This window comes from Lewinella sp. 4G2, assembly GCF_001625015.1.
Classification (GTDB): Bacteria; Bacteroidota; Bacteroidia; order Chitinophagales; family Saprospiraceae; genus Neolewinella.
On record NZ_LVWJ02000012.1, the window covers coordinates 67,146 to 88,338 of the forward strand.

Consider the following 21,193-nt stretch of genomic DNA (forward strand, 5'->3'; position numbering starts at 1 on the left):
CGTGCTAATTTTGGTCCTGCTTTTGAACTTTTAACACTGCTGATTCGATCAAAAAGGTGTACCCTCCTTTCGTGCTACTATTAGATTATGCCCCAACAGAAAGTATTACTAATTGACGATTCTTCCGATGACGCCTTTTTGATGGAGCGTGCATTGAGAAAGGTTGCCCCGGACGTTGACTTCGAATGGATTGAGGATGCCGTGAAGGGTTTTGAAAGGTTGCTGGATTTTCCTGATAACGGGCAGGATGTCATCTTCATGGACATCAAAATGCCCAAGATGACGGGTCTTGAAATACTGGATGAACTGCAAAAGCGGAAAAAACTAGCTAATTTGCGCCGCGTCAACATACTTTCGTCCTCCGTGCTCAACGCGGACATCACCGCAGCGCTGCAGTACGGAAATGTTGCTTACTATACCAAACCAGCTGGCACAACGGATTTACGCTCTCTTTTGCAGGACGTACTTTCCGCGACGACCAAAGACCTCCAAGCGTAAATGATTGATTCTGTATTAAAAGTTTTCTTGCTTGAGGACCGGCCCGCGGATGCGGAGCTGACCAAGCGCGCCCTGCTCAAATTCGCACCCCATTCGCTTATCACCGTAGCCAAAAACGAAAGTGAATTTCTGGAACGCATCCACTGGAATGATTACGACATCGTTCTGGCGGATTACCATCTACCGGGCTACAATGGGCTGGAAGCGCTACTGTACATACGGGAGCACTTCTCCCACGTACCGTTCATTTTTGTGACCGGCCAATTGAATAATGAGGAAAAAGCCGCCGATGCCGTCCTCAGCGGTGCTAATGGCTACGTCCTTAAAGAACGCCTCAGCCAACTTAAAGAGGCCTTCACCTCCGCGCTGGACTGGGCCGCCTCCCACCGGGCTGCGGCGGACGAGCAATTGGCCCGCACCCAGCAACGTTCGTTGATGCTCCAGAAAGCCATGTATTTGCTCGAAGGTGCGTCTGACTTTTCGGAGAAGGAGGACATCAAGCAAGCCCTGAGCCAGGTACTGGCCCTCGATTAATGCGGGAGGCTACCATCGCTACCCGTTTAAAGGAAGAAACCAGAGCGGAACACCGGGCCACCGAAGATTTATTGCTGGGGAAAGGACTGCGCTCGCGGGATGTGTCCTTAACCCAGTATGAGCACCTCATCGCCACCAGCTATTTGGTGTGGAATCACCTCGTGGAATGTTTCCAAGAACAAGATAATAGTGTCCCCAACCTCCCGATCTTCCTGGGCTTAAGGGACGCTTTACTGCAAGACGTCAACCTGTTAAAGTTGGAGCCGAGGACCACTACCATCGAATTCTCTCCAAACTCTGTTGCCGCCGCACTGGGGGCGCAGTACGTCCTGCTCGGTTCTACGCTTGGGGGAAGAATGATCGCCAAACTTCTACCCGCCTGCCCGGAATTGAGCCACCTGCCATCCTTCCACTTTTATCGAGCGTGTGGACAAGTACCGCCGGCTACCTGGCCCAAGTTTCAACGGTTACTGGCCGAGCGGATCACCACCACCGCCGAGCAGGAGGCGTGCTTGGCCGCCGCGCGGGCCACGTTCAACTTGTACGCTGAACTGTACCCGACAGGTAACTCATAGGCGTAGGTAGTTTGCCTCGTGGTTAGCCAGCCCCATTTAAGCTCTCAAGAAATCACTAATTCAGGGGCGTTCGACAACGTACGCCACGTGGGGCGCAATTGGGTCCGTCGGATCGATCTTCGGGTGCAGGAATTCACCGTGATAAACCATCCCCAACTTCTTCATTACGTTGATGGACGGCTGGTTCTCCACCGTTGTGATGGCCGCTACGGCGGGGACTTTTAATTCACCAAAAGCGTATTCTACGCAGGCCCGGGCGGCTTCGGTAGCGTAACCCTTGCCCCAGTGCTCCGTTGCCAACCGCCACCCGATCTCCACGCAGCCGGTGGGAAGGGGAAGGTAAGCCCCCGGAACCACCATCCCTACGAATCCGATGAAGGCACCGGCCTCCCGAAGTTCCGCCGCCCAGAAAGTGAAGCCGTGCTCTTCGTCGTGCGCCCGGAAACGGCGAACGCTGGCGTCGGATTCGACCTTCGTCTGCAGGCCGGGGAAGTACCGGCGCACGGCGGGGTCGGCGTTCATCGCTGCGAAGGGAGCCAGGTCGGTATCCCGCCAGGAGCGGAGGAGGAGTCTTTCGGTAGTGAGCATTTCGGAAATAGTGAGCGGGGCAAATATGCGTCTTTCCGGACTTTAAGCGGCCTTGCCTTACCTTCGGTATTGGGTTGACCTACTGCTTACCCTGCTTTCGCAATTTATCTCTCATGACACTATTCCGCTTCCGCCCGTTCCTGGGCATCCTGTCTCTATTCCTATTGCTTTGCACCAGCGTCAGCGCCCAAGACTGTGATCTGGGGACGGAGGACTGGGAGACGGGGTCCAACGCTAACCCACCAGCGGGCTGGACGCGCGTCGGTAGCCCCAATCAGGCGGCCCCCTGCAGCAACTGCGGGGAGATTGACGGGCGCGCCCAGGGCTTTAATACGGTAGGGGAAGGCATGATCTCGCCCGAACTTACCTGCGTCGGTACCGTCACGTTTGATTGGCACTCCTCAAGTAACACCGGTGTATTTACCGTGGAAGTGCAGTGGAGCCAGACGCCAAGTGATGAAGCCAGTTGGCAGACCTTTGAAACGATCAATGCTACTGGTATTGGACCGGATCAGAAGCAGTACATGGAAGTTGTTGCTGACCTGCCCGAGGAAAGTGCCGTAGCCCCTTTTGGAATCTTTGTGCGGTGGATCATGACCGCAAGAACCTCCAGTACCTTTTACCTGGATAACATCTGTTTCACCTCTGGCACCTGCACCGTCCAGCCCACGCAGATCCAGTTTACCCAGTTGCCGCCCAGCTGTATCGAGGTGGGTGCCCCCTTCACGGTGACGGCCTGCGCGACGGACGATAATGGCTTCATCGCCGAAACTTACTCCGAGAATATCCTGGTGCTCCCCTCAACCGGCACCGTTACGGGAGGTGGTGCCAACCCGCCCGTCGCTGGTTGCGTGACGCTCGATCTGACGGCCACCAGCGCGGGTAACTTCTCCCTCATCGGCTCCAGCCAACTATTAATGGCGGCCAATGAAGCCCTCTCTGCGGAGGAGGCCTGCCCCAACGAGATCGACGTCCGCGTCATGGCCTACAATCTGCTGAACTTCCCGAACGGCCGCGACCGCTGTGAGGACCCTAACGACATCGTCCAGCTCAACCGCCAGGATACGTTGGCCAAGATTGTGGAACACGTCGAGCCGGACGTGATTATGGTCTGCGAGCTGCAGGACGCCCAGGGCAGCGCCGATATCCTGACCGCCCTTCAGGGTATCGACCCTAATTATGCGGCGGCCACCTTCGTGGAGAATACTTCTACGATCGTGAAGAACCTCAACAATATGCTCTACTACAACTCGGCGAAAATGACGCTGGTGCAGCAGAGCGTGATCGAAACCAATACTCGCGACGTCAGCCGCTACCGGATGCAGATGAACGACCCCAAGATTGCCACGGCACCCGATACGGTATTCGTCAACTTTTACGTGATGCACACCAAGGCTGGGTCCGCGCCGCCGGATTCTACCCGCCGGGCCAACGACGTGGCGACCTTCCAGGCTGCTTTTGACCAGTTGCCGGTCGAGAACGCCGTCTTTGGGGGCGATCTGAATTTCTACACCGACACGGAGGCTGCTTACCAGACGTTACTCAATGGCGCCAACCCTTGGTTCGACCCCGTCGATGCGCCCGGGGAGTGGGATAACAACCCGGCCTTTTCCGACATCCACACTCAGGCCAGCCGGGCATCCGGCTCCCAGAGTTACGACTGTGGCATTCCCGGTGGCCTCGACAGCCGCTTCGATTTCCTGATGTACGACCAGCCCATCAACGATGAAGCCATGGGCGTCGAGTACCTCGACGGCACCTACGATATCACCGGTAACGACGGTAACCTCTTCAACCAGTCCATCAACGACATCGATAACATGTCCGGTGTGCCCCGCTCCGTGCTCGATGCGCTCTTCTTCATGTCCGACCACCTCCCCGTTACGATGGATTTGCGAGTCACTTTCCCGCTGCAGGAACTCCCCGTCACACTGGCTCATTTTGGCGCTGACGCAGGTAAAAGCGAAGTGCGGTTGAACTGGGACATCACCGAAGAGACCGGATTCAGCCACTACGTGGTGGAACGGCTGGCCGGCGAAGATGGCTGGACCAAGCTCGGCGAAGTGGCCGGCGGGCGCCCCTCCTACGTGTTTACGGACGAGTCCCCCACCCGCGGAAACAACTTCTACCGCCTCCGGATGGTGGACCTCGACGGGGCGGAAGCCTTCTCGCCCGTCCGCTCGGTCCGCTTCGGCGAAGCCTTCACCCTTTACCCGACGGTGACTTCCGGGCAGGTATTCCTGAAGGGTGCCGACTCCGCCAATCTATCGGTATACGATGGCCTGGGCCGCAGGCTGGAGGTGCCGGTTACGGGGCAAGGGTTCAGCCTCGCCGCCCAGCCCTCCGGTTGGTATACGGTGGTTGGTAATGGTGAGGTGCGTAGGGTTTTCCGGAGGTAGGTAATGAATATGTCTTTTTGTTGACTTGAATCTACCCACTTCTTGCCTCTCGAGATCCCGGTAGGGATCACCATTCTAGCCCGGGATCAGACTTGACCGTAAGGTCAAGATAGATCCCGGGGTAATAGTAAGGTGCGAGGCATTGTTCCCACCAGACAATCCCCAGTTATCCCCACCCGGTTAGGCAATGCCGAATTACCTTTGTCGTTCCCCCTGCGGGCCCCGGTTGGGCTGCCCCTCACTTTGCCCTATGCGACTATTGTTTACCGTTTTTGTACGTCCTCAACCCTGTAAGCCAACGCAGTACGGGGCCAATTCCTGGCCAGCGCGTGGCGGCACACTCCTACTATTCTTACTGTTGAGTAGCGTTGGCCTTTTCGCCCAGGTGAGTTCCGCATCCATCTCCGGTAAGGTGACGGACGGGGTAAACGGGCGGCCGGTGGACTTCAGCACGATCTACATCAAGGGGACGACGCGGGCCGTGGAGAGTGGGCAAACGGGCCGCTACCTCATCAGCGTACCGGCGGGGGAGGATTTTACGCTGGTCTTCAGCCGTTTGGGGTACGGGGAAACTTCGGTGCCCATCAAGGCCCTGCCCGAGGGAAGCAACAAGCAGATCGACGTTGCCCTCGCACCGGTGGAAAGTGACCTGGAGGTCATCGTCCGCGAAAGCAAGATCGAAGAGGGTGGGATGATCCGGGAGCAACCGGAAGCCCTGCGGCTTCTGCCTTCCACGACGGGTAACCTGGAATCCTTACTACCCCATATCGCCCTCGGTGTCAGTAGCGGCGCTGGCGGTGAACTGACGAGCCAGTACAACGTACGCGGTGGCAACTACGACGAGAACCTGGTCTACGTAAACGGATTCGAGATCTACCGCCCCCAGCTCATCCGGGCCGGGCAGCAGGAAGGGCTCACCTTCGCTAACCTGGACATGGTGCGGTCCCTGAGCTTTAGTTCCGGTGGGTTCGATGCCCGGTACGGGGATAAGCTTAGTTCGGTGCTGGACATCAAGTACAAGCGTCCGGATAGTCTCCGCGCAAGTTTGCAGGCCAGTTTCCTCGGTGGCTCCGCCCATATTGAGGGCAGTTCGAAAGCCAATAAGGATGGCCTCAAGAAATTCCGCTACCTGGCCGGCGCCCGTTACAAAACGACCCGTTACCTACTCGGTAGCCTGGAGACGACGGGGGAGTACCTCCCCAACTTCGTGGACATCCAGACCTACCTGACCTACGACTTTAACCCGCAGTTGCAACTGGCCTTCCTGGCGAATTACAACCGCAGCATTTACAACTTCACCCCGGTGGAGCGGTCGACGGCCTTCGGTGGCTTCTTCGAGACGCTGCAGCTCTTCACCAGCTTTACGGGGGCGGAGCGGGACGATTTTCTGACCCAAATGGGTGGCCTTTCGCTGACGTTCATCCCCGAGAAAGACGAGAACCCGCTCTTTCTGAAGTTACTGGGCTCCGCCTTCCGCAGCGACGAAAACGAGGCCATTTCCATTGCCGGTAACTACAGCCTGGGCAACCTGGATACGGACCTCGGGAGTAGCACCTTCGGGGAGGTCATCAACGAACTCGGGTCCGGGACCCAGCAGGACTTCGTCCGTAACTTTCTGGACATCCAGGTTTACAACCTGGAACTGCAGGGTGGCCTCGAACTGGACGTCAGCAGCGAATCCACGCGGCGGACTCACTTTTTGCAGTGGTCCGCCAAGGCCCAGCACGAGCGGGTGGATGACTTCATCAACGAATGGGAACGGCTGGATTCGGCCGGCTACAGCCTGCCCTTCAACGAGGGGGCGGTGGAGCTCTTCAGCGTCCTGAAAACGGAGAACACCCTCAACTCCAATCGCTTCAGTGGTTTCTTCCAGGATACCTGGACGATCCGCAAGGAAGACCGTTTCGACCTTCGCCTCAGCGCTGGCGTACGGGGAACCTACTGGGACCTCAACGAAGAGTTTAACGTAAGCCCGCGGGCCCAACTGCTGTACAAACCCCTGGGCAAGACGGCGGACATCACCTACAAGCTGGCGGGTGGGCTCTACGTGCAACCTCCGTTCTACCGGGAATTGCGCCGGCCGGATGGTACCATTAACCGGAACCTGCGGAGCCAGAAATCCGCCCACCTCGTTGGCGGGATCACTTCGGATTTCTACTACGGTAAGCGGAACCCCAAAAAATTCCGCTTCATTGCCGAGGCCTACTACAAAGATCTGTGGGATCTCGTCAGCTACGACATAGAAAACGTGCGAATCCAGTATTCGGGGGAGAACGACGCGACGGGCTACGTGGCGGGAGTGGACTTCCGCCTCAACGGTGAGTTCGTGCCGGGCGCCGACTCCTGGCTGAACCTCAGTTTTCTGCAGGCCCGGGAACGCCTTACGGGCGTAGAACACCGGGAAGTCGTGGGCCGGGATATGGTCGCCGACACCGTCCTCTTCAACACGGTAGATTTCGTTCCCCGGCCGACGGACCAACTTTTCCAGCTGAGCCTTTTCTTCCAGGATTACCTGCGGAAGAACGAGAACTTCCGGACCCACGTCAACCTCACGGTGGGCGGCGGCCTGCCCTTCGGCATTCAGGATGATAACCGCATCTACCGCAATGCCCTCCGCTTCGATACGTACCACCGGATCGACATCGGCTTCAGTTGGCGCCTGTACGACCGCGCCACTTCGGTTAAGGGCCGCAACCACTGGCTGGGCTTCACCCGGTCCACCTATCTCAGTCTGGAGGTCTTCAACCTGATGCAGGTTAGTAACCAGGCGGGGAATACCTTCATCAAAACGATTGGGCAACAGCAGTATGCCGTCCCGAACCGGCTTACTGGGCGGCGGATTAATTTGCGGTTGAAGGTGGATATTTGATTTGGGGGGGAGTGGTGAACCGGACGCTCGCAGGACCTCCTACGTCGGACGCTACGAGGACCTGGATTATCGTAGTTGTCTAATCCTCCCCGTTACCCAGAGCTCCTCGTAGCGTCGATTTTATTGTAGCGCAGCGGAAATAGAATCGTCCTGCGAGCGTGCGGTCGACCACACAACCGGACGCTCGCAGGACCTCCTACGTCGGATGCTACGAGGACCTGGATTATCGTAGTTGTCTAATCCTCCCCGTTACCCAGAGCTCCTCGTAGCGTCGATTTTATTGTAGCGCAGCGGAAATAGAATCGTCCTGCGAGCGTGCGGTCGCCCACATAACCGGACGCTACAAGGTCCCAGCGACCAACAAAAAGTTAGGCAGCATGCAAAATTGCCCGTCTACCATCACTTTAAGCAACTACCTGGGCGGGAGATCGTTGCATTGGTTAAATCCTCCAGCTATGCGGTTGTCGTTTTTCCTGGCCCTGTTTTTGTCCTTACTCTGCACCTGCGGCAGCGCCCAAGTGCTGACGGTGAGCGACGAGCTGACGATGCGCAGCGATACGGACTACAGTTTGATCGGGAAATTGGGCGGGCAGACGCTGCTGTTGCAGGACCGGAGCACGAAGTACCTGCTGACCGCCTACAACCGGGGGATGAAGCAGACTTGGGAGAAGGAACTGGAACTGCGGGGCCGCAACGTGCGCCTGCTGGAGTCCGTCGCCAAGCAGGATGGGACGGGGTTTTACTTGGTCTATCTTTTTCGAGAATCCGGTAGGCACAGTCTGCAGGTGGATTTATACAACCCCGCTGGTAACCTCAAGGACAGCACGACGCTGGTCAATTTTGGGCTGTTTGTATCTAACCCGGAGGACGAGATCTACCGCTCGGAGGACGATACGAAGTTGGTCATTCTCTTTACCGACCAGAGCACTAAGCCCCGCGTTATCGGCATCGATCTGGCTGAGCAAAAGCTGCTGTACGACCGCGTGATTGAACCGAAGAATTTCTATTACGGCGAAGATTTTCTGCAGGCGGAAGTCGCCAACTCGGGCGATTTGTTTTTCATCATCGAGCGGGACAACTTTAAGAGCAAGCGGAAGGAACACCGGTTCGAGGTACACCACCTGGAGGCCAAACAAGCGGCGCGGGAATTTGAAGTCTCGATGGGCGATAGCCTGACTTACGATCTGTTTTGGCGCTACGATAACATGAACGATCGCCTACTGGGTGGCGGCCTGTATACGACCCGCGATTTCAGTAAGGCGGAAGGTTACTTCACCGTTGCCGTGGACCCCGCCAACCCGACGGCGGCGGACCCCCGCTTCGTGCCCTTCCCGATCCCGCTGATCCGTAACGTACAGGGGAAGAAGTACAATAAGAAGCACCCCGGTATTGACGAGATGAGCGTGCGGGACGTCATCCTGCGCCACGACGGGGGCGCGCTGCTCGTTACGGAACGCAACCGCCAACTGGAGCGCCGCAGCGCCGCCAGCAGAACTCAGGTAGCGACTGATTTTGGTATTCGGCCCCTGGTGGATTACCACTACGATGAAGTGATTGTCTTCGCCGTGCACCCCGACGGGAAACCGCACTGGAACAACATCCTCCACAAAAAACAGTACAGCCAGGACGACGGCGGCGTGTACTCAGGCTTCTTCCTGATGGAGAACCCCCGCAGCCTACGCTTCCTGTTCAACGACGAGATCCGCTTCGAGAATACGGTGAGCGAGTACGTCGTCAACGGCCGCGGTGAATTTGACCGGAACAGCCTCTTTAACACGCGCGACCTCGACCTCCGCCTCCGTTTTAAAGATGGTATCCAGGTAGCCGGGAACGAGATGATCCTACCCTCGGAGACGCGGAATAAGTTGCGGTTGGTGAAGATGACTTATGAAGGGAAGTAAGGGTGACCGCCCGTAAGGATGAATATTAAATGACCAAAGCACCAAAGTACCAAAGCAATACTTAGAAAGGTGCTTTGGTATTTTGGTGCTTTGGAAAGAGGAAGACCGATACTTAATTACGGTGCCAAGTCCTCTAACGATTCGGTTGGGGAGTCGTCCGCAAATACGGCTTGATGACTTTGTGGCCCTTCGGAAATCTGTCCGGAATATCTTCCGTTTTGATGCCGGGGCTGACGACTACGTCTTCGCCGTCTTTCCAGTCCACGGGGGTGGCGACGGAGTAGTTGTCGGTGAGTTGGAGGCTGTCTAGGACGCGGAGGATCTCCTGGAAGTTCCGTCCCGTAGCGGGTGGGTAGGTCAGCGTGAGGCGAACTTTCTTGTTCGGGTCGATGATGAACACGGAGCGGACGGTGAACTTGGCGTCGGCTTCCGGGTGGATCATGTCGTAGGCTACGGCGATCTTCTTGTCGGGGTCCGCGATGATGGGGAAGTTCATCTTCACGTTCTGGGTCTCTTCAATATCGCCCACCCAGCCCATGTGGCTTTCCAGGTCGTCCACGCTAAGGGCAATCACCTTGGCGGAGCGTTGCTCGAAGTCTTCTTTTAGGGCTGCCGTCCGGCCGAGTTCGGTGGTACAGACGGGGGTGTAATCAGAGGGGTGGGAGTAGAGGACGACCCAGTTATCACCGGCCCAGTCGTAGAAGTTGATGTCTCCCTGGGTGGTTTGGGCGTCGAAGTTGGGGGCGGTATCGCCGAGTCTGATGGGCATATAGCAGTTTGTTTAGGTTCGCCCTGCTAACGGGGTGGACGCCGGGATTGTTGAATGGCGGCGGTGCTCCCTTGTCCGTATTTCCTACTGGTAGTAATCACTCACCCCGCCGGTAGTGGAGAGGTCCTCCAGCGTCATGACGGCCGGGATAGGTTCTACGTCGCCTTTGTTAATGGATACGGGATCGGGCAGGGTGCCGTTGACCAGGTACTCCAGGACAATCCGCGTCACGCCGGCCGTGCCCAGGTGGTGGCCGGCCCCTTCCGCGCGGTACAGGGCGCTGCCCGGCCAGTGGCTGTGGTTGCGTTCGGAGTTCATGAAGGCGGTTACGCTGTCCGCCGGATCGTGAATTAATAGCGCTTCCACGTGGCCGAGTTGGGCGGCGCTGGCGGCCACGTCGTAATCGTTAAGGTGGCGGCCGGCAATGGTGTACACGTAGGCTTCCAGCTTTTCGAATACGATATCGCGGAGGCCCAGGCTCTGGGTGAAGGTGAGGAAGATCCAGCGCACGGTGGAAAAGGTCGCCAGGACGCACATCCGTTTGGGGTGCAGGCCCTTTGGCAGCCCCGCCAGTGCTTCGATGAGGCAACCGCCCCCGAAGCTGTGGACCAGCGCCATCTCGCAGCCGCCCGTTTGCCGGATCAGTTGTTGGATGATGTTGACCATACGCGGAAAGTGGAGCACGCCCTTATCCGCCAGCCCGTGGCCGACGGGGTCGAAGGCCACCACACGCATCCCGGCCTCCACGAGGGTAGGGACGTAGTGGCGCCACCGCCCCGCGTTATAGCCCCAACCGTAGGAGCAGATGACGATCGGGCCGTCCGCCGGGCCCCACGAGTAGACGGCCACGTTTTTGCCTTCGTGCTTAAAATCCTGGCGCTCCGCCGTTGTCAGGAATTTGCGCTCCTTCTCCCGTACGTTCGGTGGGGGAGGGGTGGCGAAGATCTTAAAAGTGAGGTCGCCCGTTTTCTGGGGGCTGACGTAAGACAGCAGGTTCAGGCCAAGGCCCAGCCCTTTAAAAAGTAGTTTGCGGGTGTTCATCGTGGGTCATTTTGGGTAGATGGGTAGGTTCAGGGATTCCAGGGCGCGGGCCCGGAAGCGTTCCAGGTGGGACGTATCCTGGTAGAGTTTGTAGAGAATGACGCTGCCCTGGTAATCCGCGAAGAGCCGGTAGGTGCGTTCGGCCGCCTCCGCCTCCGGGAAGCGTTCCTGGAGAAAAGCCTGGGTAACTTCCTTCCAGCGGTTGTGGAAGTGGGTGAGCCCCGCGGCGAAAAGCCCGTTACCACCCGTTTCCAAAATGGTGTTAGCGAAAAAGCAGCCGGCGCCGCCGTTGAGCTCACAGAGGCGGAAGTGACAATCCATAAAGGCACCCAGTCTTTCCGCGGCCGGTGCATCGCCCTGCAGCTGGGTGAGAACGCGGGTTTCGTACCACTCCATGGCGTATTCGAGGGCCGCTTTCATCAGGTCGGCCTTACTCCCGAAGTGATGGAGGAGGCCCGCCTTACCCAGCCCCGCCGCCGTGGCCAGTTGCTGGAGGGAAGCATCGTGGTACCCTTTTTCGTGGAAGACCTTCCACACGGCGCGCAGAATTTCGGCGCGGTTCGTTTTGACTTTTGGCATGGTGTTGTTTTACCGACCGGTTGGTTGGCAAAGATAGTCGCTTTTTGAAATCTTTTACTCCCTTCCGCGGAAATTCCCAAACACTTTGCCGCGGGTATATCTTCGCGGCATGACCTTCAAGCTCCAGCATACGGATACCGCCACCGACGCCCGCGCCGGTGAATTGACCACCGACCACGGCACCATTCAGACGCCCATCTTCATGCCCGTGGGTACGATCGGGACGGTCAAGGGCGTCCACCAACGAGAGTTGCGGGAGCAGGTGCAAGCCCAGATCATCCTGGGTAATACCTACCATCTTTTTTTGCGCCCGGGCATGGAAACGATGTCGGCTGCCGGCGGTCTGCACCGGTTCATGAACTGGGACGGGCCCATCCTCACCGATAGCGGCGGGTACCAGGTGTTCAGCCTGGCCCACCGGCGGAAGATCACCGAGGAGGGCGCCACCTTCGCCAACCACATCGACGGCAGCAAACACCTCTTCAGCCCGGAATCCAGCCTCGGCATCCAGCGGGACATTGGGGCAGACATCGTGATGGCCTTCGACGAGTGCCCGCCTTACCCCAGCGAGAAAGTGTACGCCGAAAAAAGTATGCACCTCACCCACCGCTGGCTGGAGCGCTGCGTCCAATTCATGCGGGATTCCGCCCCCAAGTACGGCCACGACCAGGCCCTCTTTCCCATCGTGCAGGGCAGTTCTTACGACGACCTGCGGCGCAAATCCTGCGAGTTCATCGCCGCCCAGGACCAGCCGGGCAACGCCATCGGCGGCCTCTCCGTGGGGGAGCCCATCGCTGATATGTACCGGATCGCCAAGTTGTGTTGCGACATCCTACCCAAAGCCAAACCGCGTTACCTGATGGGCGTCGGCACCCCGGCCAACCTCCTCGAATGCATTAGCCGCGGGGTGGATATGTTCGACTGCGTATTGCCCTCGCGCAACGCCCGCCACGGCATGCTGTACACGCGCCGGGGCATCATCAACATCAAAAACGCCCGCTGGCGCAACGATTTTTCCGTGGTCGATGACCACCCGGCCGGGGCGCCTACTTCCCGGGCCCACACCAAGGCGTACGTCCACCACCTCTTCCGCGTCAACGAATTGCTCGGCCCCCAGCTGGCCACGCTGCACAACCTGCGCTTTTACCTGGCCCTCGTCGAGGAAGCCCGCGAGCGCATTCTCGACGGCAGTTTCGCGGCCTGGAAAGCGGAGCTGGTTCCGTTGCTGGAGACTAAGCTGTAGTTGGTTTGGTTTTGGTATTGTTGCTTTTGCAGGGCGCTGCCGCGGGTGCGGGGTTTGGTGGGGGAGGAATGACCTCAATAAAAATCGGGGCGATCACCACGTTAGATGATCGCCCCGCTAGGCATCTGAAAAGTTTCGCCACTAATGAAACACAAGCTTCCCTCTATCCAGCGTGCCGCTACTGCTGCCTAATTCCCAGTAGTATAGGCCAGCGGGCAGATTTTGCCGTGGGATTGTCAATTGCTTACGGTGGTTTAGTTCGACGGACTGAACGCGTCGCCCCCCGGCATCATAGAGCGCCCAACTCAGGTTAAGTGCTGAGATACCTTCGCGCAATTTCAACTGGACCGGACCAGAGCTTGGGTTAGGTGAAATGGTCACGTAAGTTTTAACCGGTAAATACTGCTCTTCCGTTGCGACGGAGGAATAGTCCACGCAAGGAGAAACGGGATCTTTAGCCGTACCAATGCGGAAGACGGGGAAGTAGGGTTGATCCCGTGAAACGCTATGTGGCAAAGCCAACCCGTCCTCCTCCCAATCACAGGCAGCGCCTTTCTCATTAGGATTATGGATCACGTGAATATCATTACCCGCGTGAGCAAAAATATAGATTTTACAATCCGGACCAAGCTGCATTCTGACGGTAGTCGTAACATCTTCTAAACGGTGGTCGTTTCTGTATTCCAAGTCCGCAATTAACATTCGGCTTTGCAATACGTCACTGGCATCCAGATCATATTGAAACACCCTTGACCAATTACTTACATATAAAAATCTTCCATTGGGACTTACAGCTACGCCTCCATAGCCCCAAGTGTAAGCAGTTTGAGGATCGTCAGGCGGCAGTGGCAAATGTCGAAAGTTGGACAATTCACCGGTCGACCGGTTAAAGTCGAAAATTCTAGTGCCAATGTTGCCATTATGACGGATAAATAGGGAGCCGTCAGGAGAAAATATGGCCTGCTCGAAACCACGAGTCGAATTGTCATCAGTAAGACCTATGTTGAAAACATGGGCAATATTCATTCCATTACTATCGAGTAAAAAAACAGCAATCGAATCCGATTCCAACAGTGGGTCAATGACCCACCAATCTTCACCGTTAGCATGCTTGTTCATGGTGAACCCGCTCTCAAAATATCTAGTACTGTATTCCTTCCTCAATTCCATTACTCTTCCAAGCCCATTATTTTCCTCCATATTAATAGTGGTAATAAAAGACCTGTTCCGAACCCAATTTGGATAAGTATCAGTGGTGTCTCTATATAGTGGCCTGTGTAAAACGAAATACTCCCTGTCGCTATATGGTTTAGGTATGGACAAAAGTGTACGAGAGCTCCCAGGGTAAAATCCGATTTCACCAAATTGAGGGTCAATGCAATAGTCGTCAGCAACGCTTCCAGCATTAAGCTTTCTTCCATTATGCATTATTACATGATTTTTATTGAATATCGCACATCCGTTACTGTAAAATTGAAGATCGCCATCTTTGTTAGACATGAACGTGGAGGTCATCTCGAATTCTGTAATAAGGTCCACTTTATTTACTTCTGGATATCCATTGGTGAAATTTACTGACAAGGCACTGTCTCCGATAGCCAACAGCCAATTATTGTCGTATTGCGCGTTTCTTTGAGCGAAGAGAGATACAGAACTCAATAAAAAGCAACCTATTGAGATAATTTTAGCTACGTTCTTAAAATAATTCATAGTTCAATGATTAACTTTTCTAGAAAAACTTCGTTCAAGCTCGTAATAAGGCGTAATTGATACATCCCGGACTTAAGCCCGTAATTACGAGCATCCATTCTTAACACGCCCTCAGCAGACTTATTTGGCTTCATGGAATATGAAATGATTCCATTGCGAGGGGGCGGGGTATAAAAATTCATCAACGTGATGTTTACAACAAAGCTAAATCCATTCGCGAAGCGCGCGTAACCATTTCCCTCAGTGAGGGTACTATACATAAAGGGTGCGTTTAGATAAGCACGGTGGGTATGTTTAGGCAACTAATTGTGTGCGAGGTGGTGGGGGTAGCTAGGTCAGGTGAATAAGAAAAATCAAAGTGTACATCTTTAATTCATTCGTAATGTAACCAATAAAGTGCTGTTATCCAAGGACTTGCATCGTCTTCTTCGTGATTCGTATAGTAATAAGCAAGGAATCCTTATTGCTATCGATTGCAGGATTTGCTTCATTCGCACGATTTCGGTTGACCGCCACTATTTATTAAATCGGTCTCAGGAAGTACGAAAATTGGCCTGGCCGTAAGGAATGAGGTGATGGCCAACGAGCCAGTTAAAAATACAATCGTTGGATAATTTCTGCCTGATTTAAAGCACTAATATCCTGCCTCACAAATTTCTGTCGCAAGGCTTATGCTCAATCTCTTTTATATAGTTGCCTACTATCCGCAAAGCAGTTCCTCCCAAAAGAAATACCTCAATCAATCCCCAGCGCTTAACACGTTGTGGTCGTCGAAACCTCCCCCATCACTGTAACAAGACAACCTCCACCACCCGCTCCACCGTCTCCCTCCCATTAAAATAAGTATGCCGCACGAGGTAGGTGCCCGCAGCCGCCAATTCCCCCCGAACCCGGCCATCCCAGGCTTCGCTGCCAGCGTGGACCAGGCTCCCCCAACGGTCGTACACCCGCAACTCGGGGTTGGCGTACAGGGCGCAACTCCCTCGCGCGGGTTGGGGGGCGTAGGTGTCGTTCACGCCGTCGCCGTTGGGGGAGAAGGCGGTGGGGAGGTAGACCCGGCAACAGTCTTCGGCGAGGGCATTGAACGTAAGGGTAGCCTCCGCGCAACCGTCGGTCCGCACCAGCGAGAGGCTCGAACCGGCCCTTACCCAAAATTCAGTACGCAGCGAATCATCGGGTAGGTAGGTCGTCAAACCGGGGCGAGGATCCGGCCTAAAACGAACGGAATCCCCGTAGCAGAGTAACTCATTGATGGTTTCATCCGTCAGCGTTGACACTGGGGCCGGGCGAACGGAATAAGTAGCCGCTGCATCAGTACATCCGTTGTCCATCCGTATTTCGAAGTCGGCCGCAGCTATGACGGGGCGGGCCACGTCAGCGAAGCCATCCGTCCAGCTTGAGGTTACGCCGGCAAGCTGGGGTAAGGACAGCCACACCGTATCCCCCGGCGCGCAGAGGTTGAAGGTCCGGTCACTGGCGGCCGCCGATACATCACTGCTGGGGGCGATCGTGATGCCGTAGCTCACCGCTTCGCAATCCGTCCTGAGGCTGAGGGTGTACGTCCCTAATTCGTCGCTCTCCCAGGTTCTTTGGGGGTCGGTCCGGCCGTCATTCCACTGCACCTGCGGCAGCGCCTGATGATCGGGAAGGCGGTAAGTGACGGAGCCGCCGGGGCAAACGTAAAGCGTGGTATCCGCGCCCGGAGGCAGGGGAGCGGTAGGCTGAACGACGGTGAAGGTAGTAGCGTCGGCGCCGCAGCCATTATCCGCCGCCACGGTGTAATTGCCGGGTTGGTCGACGAGCAATGTGTCCGCCGTCGAGCCATCCGGCCAGGTGAAATTGGCGGGGATGGGGGAGCGCGCCCGCAGGACGAGGGGCGCACCGGGGCACAACGTGAGGGTGCCGCCTTCCGCCAACTCCGGTGCGGCCGTCGGGCGCAAAACCGTAACCGTAACGGATCGGGTAAACCGCTCCCCGCAGTTGCCTTCCACGGCAAATTCAATGGCGTACGTCCCCGCAAAATCGAGCCCCGCCGGTGGCACCAGGGAAAGCCGGTCCAGAAAGAACTGCAGGTTACGCACGGCGTACCGGTCCGGCTCCCGGTAGGTGATCTCTTGTGCGTTCGTGGAGGTAACGGCGGGGTAGGGTGCCCCTTCGTAACGCAAGCTGGCTCCGAGCGGCCCGCCCGTAATGCGCACCCGAACGGAGCGCAGGTTGGCCCCGTCGTCCAGCGTCCGGATGCTATCCACGAGGGAGTAGCGGCCGGGGACGGTACCGCAACCGACGATGTAGGGCGGTAGCTCCACGGGCTCGAAAACGGTGCAGCCGACGGAGCGTTGCCGGACGGTAAACTCCTCCAGCGTCGGTGGGCTGCTCCCTTCACTCACCAATTCCTCGAATGCTACGGGGTGGGCAAGGATGGCTACGGGTACCTCCTCGGCGAGGTAGCTGACGGGATCGCCGGGGCATTCCGGCGTGGCGAAGAAGAGGGCTTCGTCGAGGCGGGCCAGGTAATTGACGCGTTCGCCGTCCTGGCAATCGCGCGTTACGCCGCTGATGAAAAAGGCGCCGGGGTCGGCATTCCAAGTGATGCCGCTTACGTCGTACTGTTCGCCGTCCTTGCGGATAGCTTGGAGCGGATTCCCCTCGGCGTCGATCCGCAGTACGGTGAGGCTGTGGGCGGAGGGCGAAGTGATGCTGGCAAAGGCGGCCGTCACCAGGCCTTCTTCACTCACGTGGATGGCCCCCTGCCCGGCAAACTGATCGTCGGTGCGGTAAGCGGTTGAGTGGATGACCTCGCCGTCGGGATCCAGTTTCAGGAGGTGAGTTCGCCACTGATTGCCACCCGCGCCGAGAAAAGTGATGAGGTGAATATTCTCCTCGGCGTCCAGGTGGAAGCGGGAGGGTTGGCGCAGTTCCATGATGAGGCCATCAGCTCCGAAAAACCGGTCGCGGCTGATCTTTTTAGACCACACAATCGCGCCATCAGCCGTGAAGCGTAGCAGGGTGATTTCCTTCTGCGGGGTGCCGCCTACGGTGGTCGTGATGAACCCCAGCGCGAGCAGGTCTCCGTTGCGTAAAACTTGCACGTCCAGCAAACTGGCTGGCCGCACGGTTTCGGGAACGAGTTTGCGCGCAAAAATCGGCTCGCCATTGGATCCAATTTTGGTGATGGCCCCGAGGCTGGCCCGGGAGCTTCCGACCACGTAAAGGTTGCCAGTTCCATCCCCCGCCACGGCCTGCATCGTCCCCACCCAACTGCGGCTCGATTGAACGTCAAACGCCGCGTCCCGCCTGATGATTCCGTAGGACCGCACGAGGGAGTTGGGCGCCTGGTAGGAGGTGAGTAAAGTCTGGCTACCGTCCGGCGCCAGGTAGACGTCCTTGATCTGCGCGGGCAGGTCGCTGATGTGGTGGGCCGGCCCGGCCTGGTCGCCCCATTCGTTGACGGTGAGGATGACGCCGGCGCGTTCCGTTTCCAACTGGCTGGCGAAGTGGTGGCCGTACATCAATACTTCTCCAGCGGGTAGGGCCTGTACTTCGAAGAGGGCCTGGCGCCCACTCCCCGCGTAATCAAAATACTTCAGGTCGAACTCCTGCGCCACGGCATTTACGCCACCCAAAACCCCCAGGAGGGCCAGGCAGTACGGCAGGAAGTATCGTTGCGGGTGCGTCACGGTAAGGAAGGTATCCAATTTGCTACCCCGGCACAACAGGGAACGGCCGTAATGGGTCATTCCCGCACGAAAATGACCCCGAAAGTCCGCTGGGGAACGCATCGGGGCCGGTTAACAACCTAACGTAAATAATCTTTGCCGCAGTAGGCAGTAGGTCAACCGGTTGGCCAACACGATTAGTTGCGCTACCTACTGGACGGCAAGTGTGTGTTTGGTGAACGCTGGCTGAACAACCCGTGCGTGGTGGGGTTAGACGGCAAATCCAATCACACTATGAGATTCTTATCCTTTCTTTTCCTCGCCCTGCTCGTAACGGCCTGTGGCGAAACCGAGTCCATGAAGGACGCCGCCAACGACAACATGGCCGCCGCTTCCGAAATGGTCGATACCGAGGCCGCCGCCGCGAAAGCCGAGGGCGCTAACCTCCTCCAGTCTACGATCCAGGCGGTGCAGTCCGCCGGTGGAGACATCACCGCCCTTTCCCCCGACGTGGCCACCAGCAACATCGAAAGCTGGATGGGCAAGCTCAAGGGCGTGGAAGGTGCCGACGGCGTCGTCTCCGGCCTCTCCAACCTCAAGAATGAGCTCACGGCCGGTAGCATCGACGGTAGCAAAGTATCCGGTATTCTCAGCGGCCTCGCCACCGAAGTACGCGGCATGAGCGGTGAAATGCCCGCCCTCAACACCCTCGCTTCCGCGCTCGACGCCGGTGCGAAGAAGCTGGGCGGTATGTAATCGACCCTGGTTGTAGTTCTACTGAAATTACTACTGAAATTACTGCCGAACCCGAACGTACGCCCCGCCGTCCGTTCGGGTTTTTTTATCCCACCAACTCCATCCACTCCATTTCCTTCTCTTCGATCTGCTCGTTGAGGGCGGCGAGTTCCTTGCCTAATTCGGCTATTTTATCCGGGGCGAGGTTGGCGGCATTTTCGAACTGGGCGTTGATCCTGGCCTTGGCCTTTTCCAGTTTATCAATCTGCCCTTCTACCCGGCGGATGGCCTTGCGCTCTTCCTGGCTCATATGTTTTTCGGGCGCTGCCGCAGGTGCGGGGCTGGAGGGTTTAGGAGCCGATGGGGTGGACGGTTCCGCCGACTTAGCGGCCAGCTCTTCCTTACGGACCTCCCGGTATTCGGTATAAAGACCGTTCCAATCGCGGATGTTGCCCTCTTCTTCAAAGATGAACAGGTGGTCGGCGATCTTATCCAGAAAAAACCGGTCGTGGGATACGATGAGGACGCAACCGGGGAAGTCCAGGAGGAATTCCTCCAGGATGTTGAGCGTCATGATGTCGAGATCGTTCGTCGGCTCATCGAGGATGAGGAAGTTGGGGTTCTTCATCAAGATGGTGAGCAGGTAAAGCCGCCGCCGTTCCCCCCCGGAAAGCTGGCTGATGTACACCTGTTGCTGCTTATCCGGAAACATGAAGCGGTTGAGGAGGCCGCGGGCCGTCAGCTTCTGCCCTTTCTCCAACGGGATGAACTCCGCGATCTCCCGAATGGCCTCGATGACGCGTTTGTCGTTGTCTAGGTTGATGCCATCCTGGGTATAGTAACCAAAGTGGGTGTTGACGCCGTGGATGACCTTCCCCGTGTCCGGTTCCAGCTCCTTGGTGAGCATGTGGAGTAGGGTGGATTTCCCCGCCCCATTACGGCCCACGATGCCGACCCGTTCGTTCTTCTTGAATTTATAGCTGAAACCCTTCACCAGTTGGCGCTGCCCGTAGGTCTTGCTGATGTTGTAGGCCTCCAGGATCTTGCCGCCCAGGCGCTGCCCCTTGATTTCGATGGTAAGCTCCCCTTCGCGGCGGTGGCCGGTGACCTTGTTCTTCAGCTCGGCGAAGGCGGTGAGGCGGGATTTGGCCTTCGTCCCCCGGCCGGAAGGCATGCGGCGGACCCACTCCAATTCCTTCTTCATCCGCTTGCGGTCCTTGTCCAGTTCGGCGGAAGCGGTTTCTTCGCGGGTGGCCTTCTTCTCGAGGAACTCGGAGTAGTTGCCGGTGTAATGGTAGATCTCGCCGCCGTCCAGCTCGATGATGCGGTTACAGACCCGTTCGAGGAAGTACCGGTCGTGCGTCACCATCAGCAGGGTGAGGGTGGAGGTTTGGAGCCATTCCTCGAGCCATTCGATCATGTCCAGGTCGAGGTGGTTGGTCGGCTCATCCATGATGATGAGGTCCGGCTCGTCGATGATGAGTTTGGCCAGGGCGACGCGCTTACGTTGGCCACCGGAGAGGGTGGATACCTTTTGGTCGTAGCGGTCCACGTTGAGTTTGGAGAGAACTTCTTTGATGCGGGCTTCGATGTCCCAGGCGCGTAGCTCATCCATTTTGGCGGAGGCCTTTAGCAGGCGCTCGACCTTGTCGGGGTGGGAGAGGGCCTCCTCGTAGTCCCGTACCGCGCGGACGACGGGGTTGTCGCTATCGAAAACGGCGTCCATTACCGTGGCGTTCTCCCCGAAGTCTGGCTCCTGAGGCAGGTAGGCCAACCGGGCATCCTTGTGGACGTAGCGTTCGGACCCGAGGCCTTCGGGTAGGTCCACGGCCGCGGCGACCCGCAACAGGGTGGATTTGCCGGTGCCGTTCTTGGCGACGAGGGCCACTTTCGTCCCCCTCGCCACCTGCAGGCTGACGCGATCAAACAGGACTTTATCGCCGTAGATCTTGGAGACGTCGGTGAGTTCTAGGTAGACCATAGCTTGTTGGGAGTATCGGGTAGGAAGGAGTCGACTACTGCGGTAGCTGGAGGGCGAAGGTAACTTTTTGGCGGGGGACTACTTAGTCCGGCAACGGAGCGGAATTTTGCGTTGG

Annotated in this window: 15 protein-coding genes; 8 read left to right on the forward strand and 7 right to left on the reverse strand. The window is 57.2% G+C overall.

The window, feature by feature from the left end; genetic code table 11:
- Positions 1-87 precede the first annotated feature (87 nt).
- Genes A3850_RS01825 through A3850_RS01835 form a run of 3 tightly spaced genes read left to right on the forward strand, consistent with a single transcriptional unit; the run spans position 88 to position 1,607 of the window.
- Complete coding sequence (locus tag A3850_RS01825; RefSeq protein WP_068213550.1) at positions 88-498, forward strand: response regulator; 411 nt, start codon at positions 88-90, stop codon at positions 496-498.
- The gene (locus A3850_RS01830) at positions 499-1,032 is read left to right on the forward strand and encodes a response regulator (protein WP_068213552.1); all 534 of its coding nucleotides are present in this window, start codon (positions 499-501) and stop codon (positions 1,030-1,032) included.
- Positions 1,032-1,607, forward strand: a complete 576-nt coding sequence (locus A3850_RS01835; RefSeq protein ID WP_068213554.1) for a biliverdin-producing heme oxygenase — start codon at positions 1,032-1,034, stop codon at positions 1,605-1,607. Before A3850_RS01830 ends, A3850_RS01835 begins: the two co-directional genes overlap by 1 nt.
- Positions 1,608-1,667: 60 nt before the next feature.
- On the opposite strand, the gene A3850_RS01840 is transcribed toward A3850_RS01835, so the two are convergent.
- Positions 1,668-2,195 (reverse strand): GNAT family N-acetyltransferase, encoded by a 528-nt coding sequence (locus tag A3850_RS01840; RefSeq protein WP_197493966.1) that lies wholly within the window; start codon positions 2,193-2,195, stop codon positions 1,668-1,670.
- Between the two features lie 113 nt (positions 2,196-2,308).
- On the opposite strand from A3850_RS01840, the gene A3850_RS01845 reads away from it, so the two are divergent.
- The 3 genes from A3850_RS01845 to A3850_RS01855 all read left to right on the forward strand — a co-directional run bounded on the left by A3850_RS01845 (position 2,309) and on the right by A3850_RS01855 (position 9,364).
- Positions 2,309-4,594, forward strand: a complete 2,286-nt coding sequence (locus tag A3850_RS01845) for a hypothetical protein (RefSeq protein ID WP_068213559.1) — start codon at positions 2,309-2,311, stop codon at positions 4,592-4,594.
- Positions 4,595-4,844: 250 nt separating this feature from the next.
- Positions 4,845-7,463 carry a TonB-dependent receptor gene (locus A3850_RS01850; RefSeq protein ID WP_082921561.1) on the forward strand — a complete coding sequence of 873 codons (2,619 nt, stop codon included), beginning with the start codon at positions 4,845-4,847 and terminating at the stop codon, positions 7,461-7,463.
- 455 nt (positions 7,464-7,918) lie between these two features.
- Positions 7,919-9,364: a hypothetical protein gene (locus tag A3850_RS01855; RefSeq protein WP_068213561.1), complete on the forward strand. Its 1,446-nt coding sequence runs from the start codon at positions 7,919-7,921 to the stop codon at positions 9,362-9,364.
- 133 nt (positions 9,365-9,497) lie between these two features.
- Here the strand turns inward: A3850_RS01855 and A3850_RS01860 are convergent, their stop codons facing one another.
- The 3 genes from A3850_RS01860 to A3850_RS01870 form a co-directional block, all read right to left on the reverse strand.
- Positions 9,498-10,133 carry a peroxiredoxin gene (locus tag A3850_RS01860; RefSeq protein ID WP_068213563.1) on the reverse strand — a complete coding sequence of 212 codons (636 nt, stop codon included), beginning with the start codon at positions 10,131-10,133 and terminating at the stop codon, positions 9,498-9,500.
- 84 nt (positions 10,134-10,217) lie between these two features.
- Positions 10,218-11,174 (reverse strand): alpha/beta fold hydrolase, encoded by a 957-nt coding sequence (locus A3850_RS01865; RefSeq protein WP_068213565.1) that lies wholly within the window; start codon positions 11,172-11,174, stop codon positions 10,218-10,220.
- A gap of 6 nt (positions 11,175-11,180) precedes the next feature.
- Positions 11,181-11,753 (reverse strand): TetR/AcrR family transcriptional regulator, encoded by a 573-nt coding sequence (locus tag A3850_RS01870; RefSeq protein WP_068213567.1) that lies wholly within the window; start codon positions 11,751-11,753, stop codon positions 11,181-11,183.
- Positions 11,754-11,862: 109 nt separating this feature from the next.
- Between A3850_RS01870 and tgt the strand changes: the two genes are divergently transcribed.
- Positions 11,863-12,996, forward strand: coding sequence for a tRNA guanosine(34) transglycosylase Tgt (gene tgt, locus A3850_RS01875; protein WP_068213569.1), 1,134 nt, complete (start codon positions 11,863-11,865; stop codon positions 12,994-12,996).
- 141 nt (positions 12,997-13,137) lie between these two features.
- Here tgt and A3850_RS01880 read toward each other — a convergent pair whose 3' ends face one another.
- On the reverse strand, positions 13,138-14,706 hold the full coding sequence (locus A3850_RS01880; RefSeq protein WP_068213572.1) for a hypothetical protein: 1,569 nt from the start codon (positions 14,704-14,706) through the stop codon (positions 13,138-13,140).
- Positions 14,707-15,491: 785 nt separating this feature from the next.
- On the reverse strand, positions 15,492-18,485 hold the full coding sequence (locus A3850_RS01890) for a gliding motility-associated C-terminal domain-containing protein (protein WP_082921562.1): 2,994 nt from the start codon (positions 18,483-18,485) through the stop codon (positions 15,492-15,494).
- 171 nt (positions 18,486-18,656) lie between these two features.
- On the opposite strand from A3850_RS01890, the gene A3850_RS01895 reads away from it, so the two are divergent.
- Positions 18,657-19,118 (forward strand): hypothetical protein, encoded by a 462-nt coding sequence (locus A3850_RS01895; protein ID WP_157500819.1) that lies wholly within the window; start codon positions 18,657-18,659, stop codon positions 19,116-19,118.
- An 85-nt stretch (positions 19,119-19,203) separates the two neighbouring features.
- Here A3850_RS01895 and A3850_RS01900 read toward each other — a convergent pair whose 3' ends face one another.
- Positions 19,204-21,078 (reverse strand): ABC-F family ATP-binding cassette domain-containing protein, encoded by a 1,875-nt coding sequence (locus A3850_RS01900; protein ID WP_068213583.1) that lies wholly within the window; start codon positions 21,076-21,078, stop codon positions 19,204-19,206.
- Positions 21,079-21,193 lie beyond the last annotated feature (115 nt).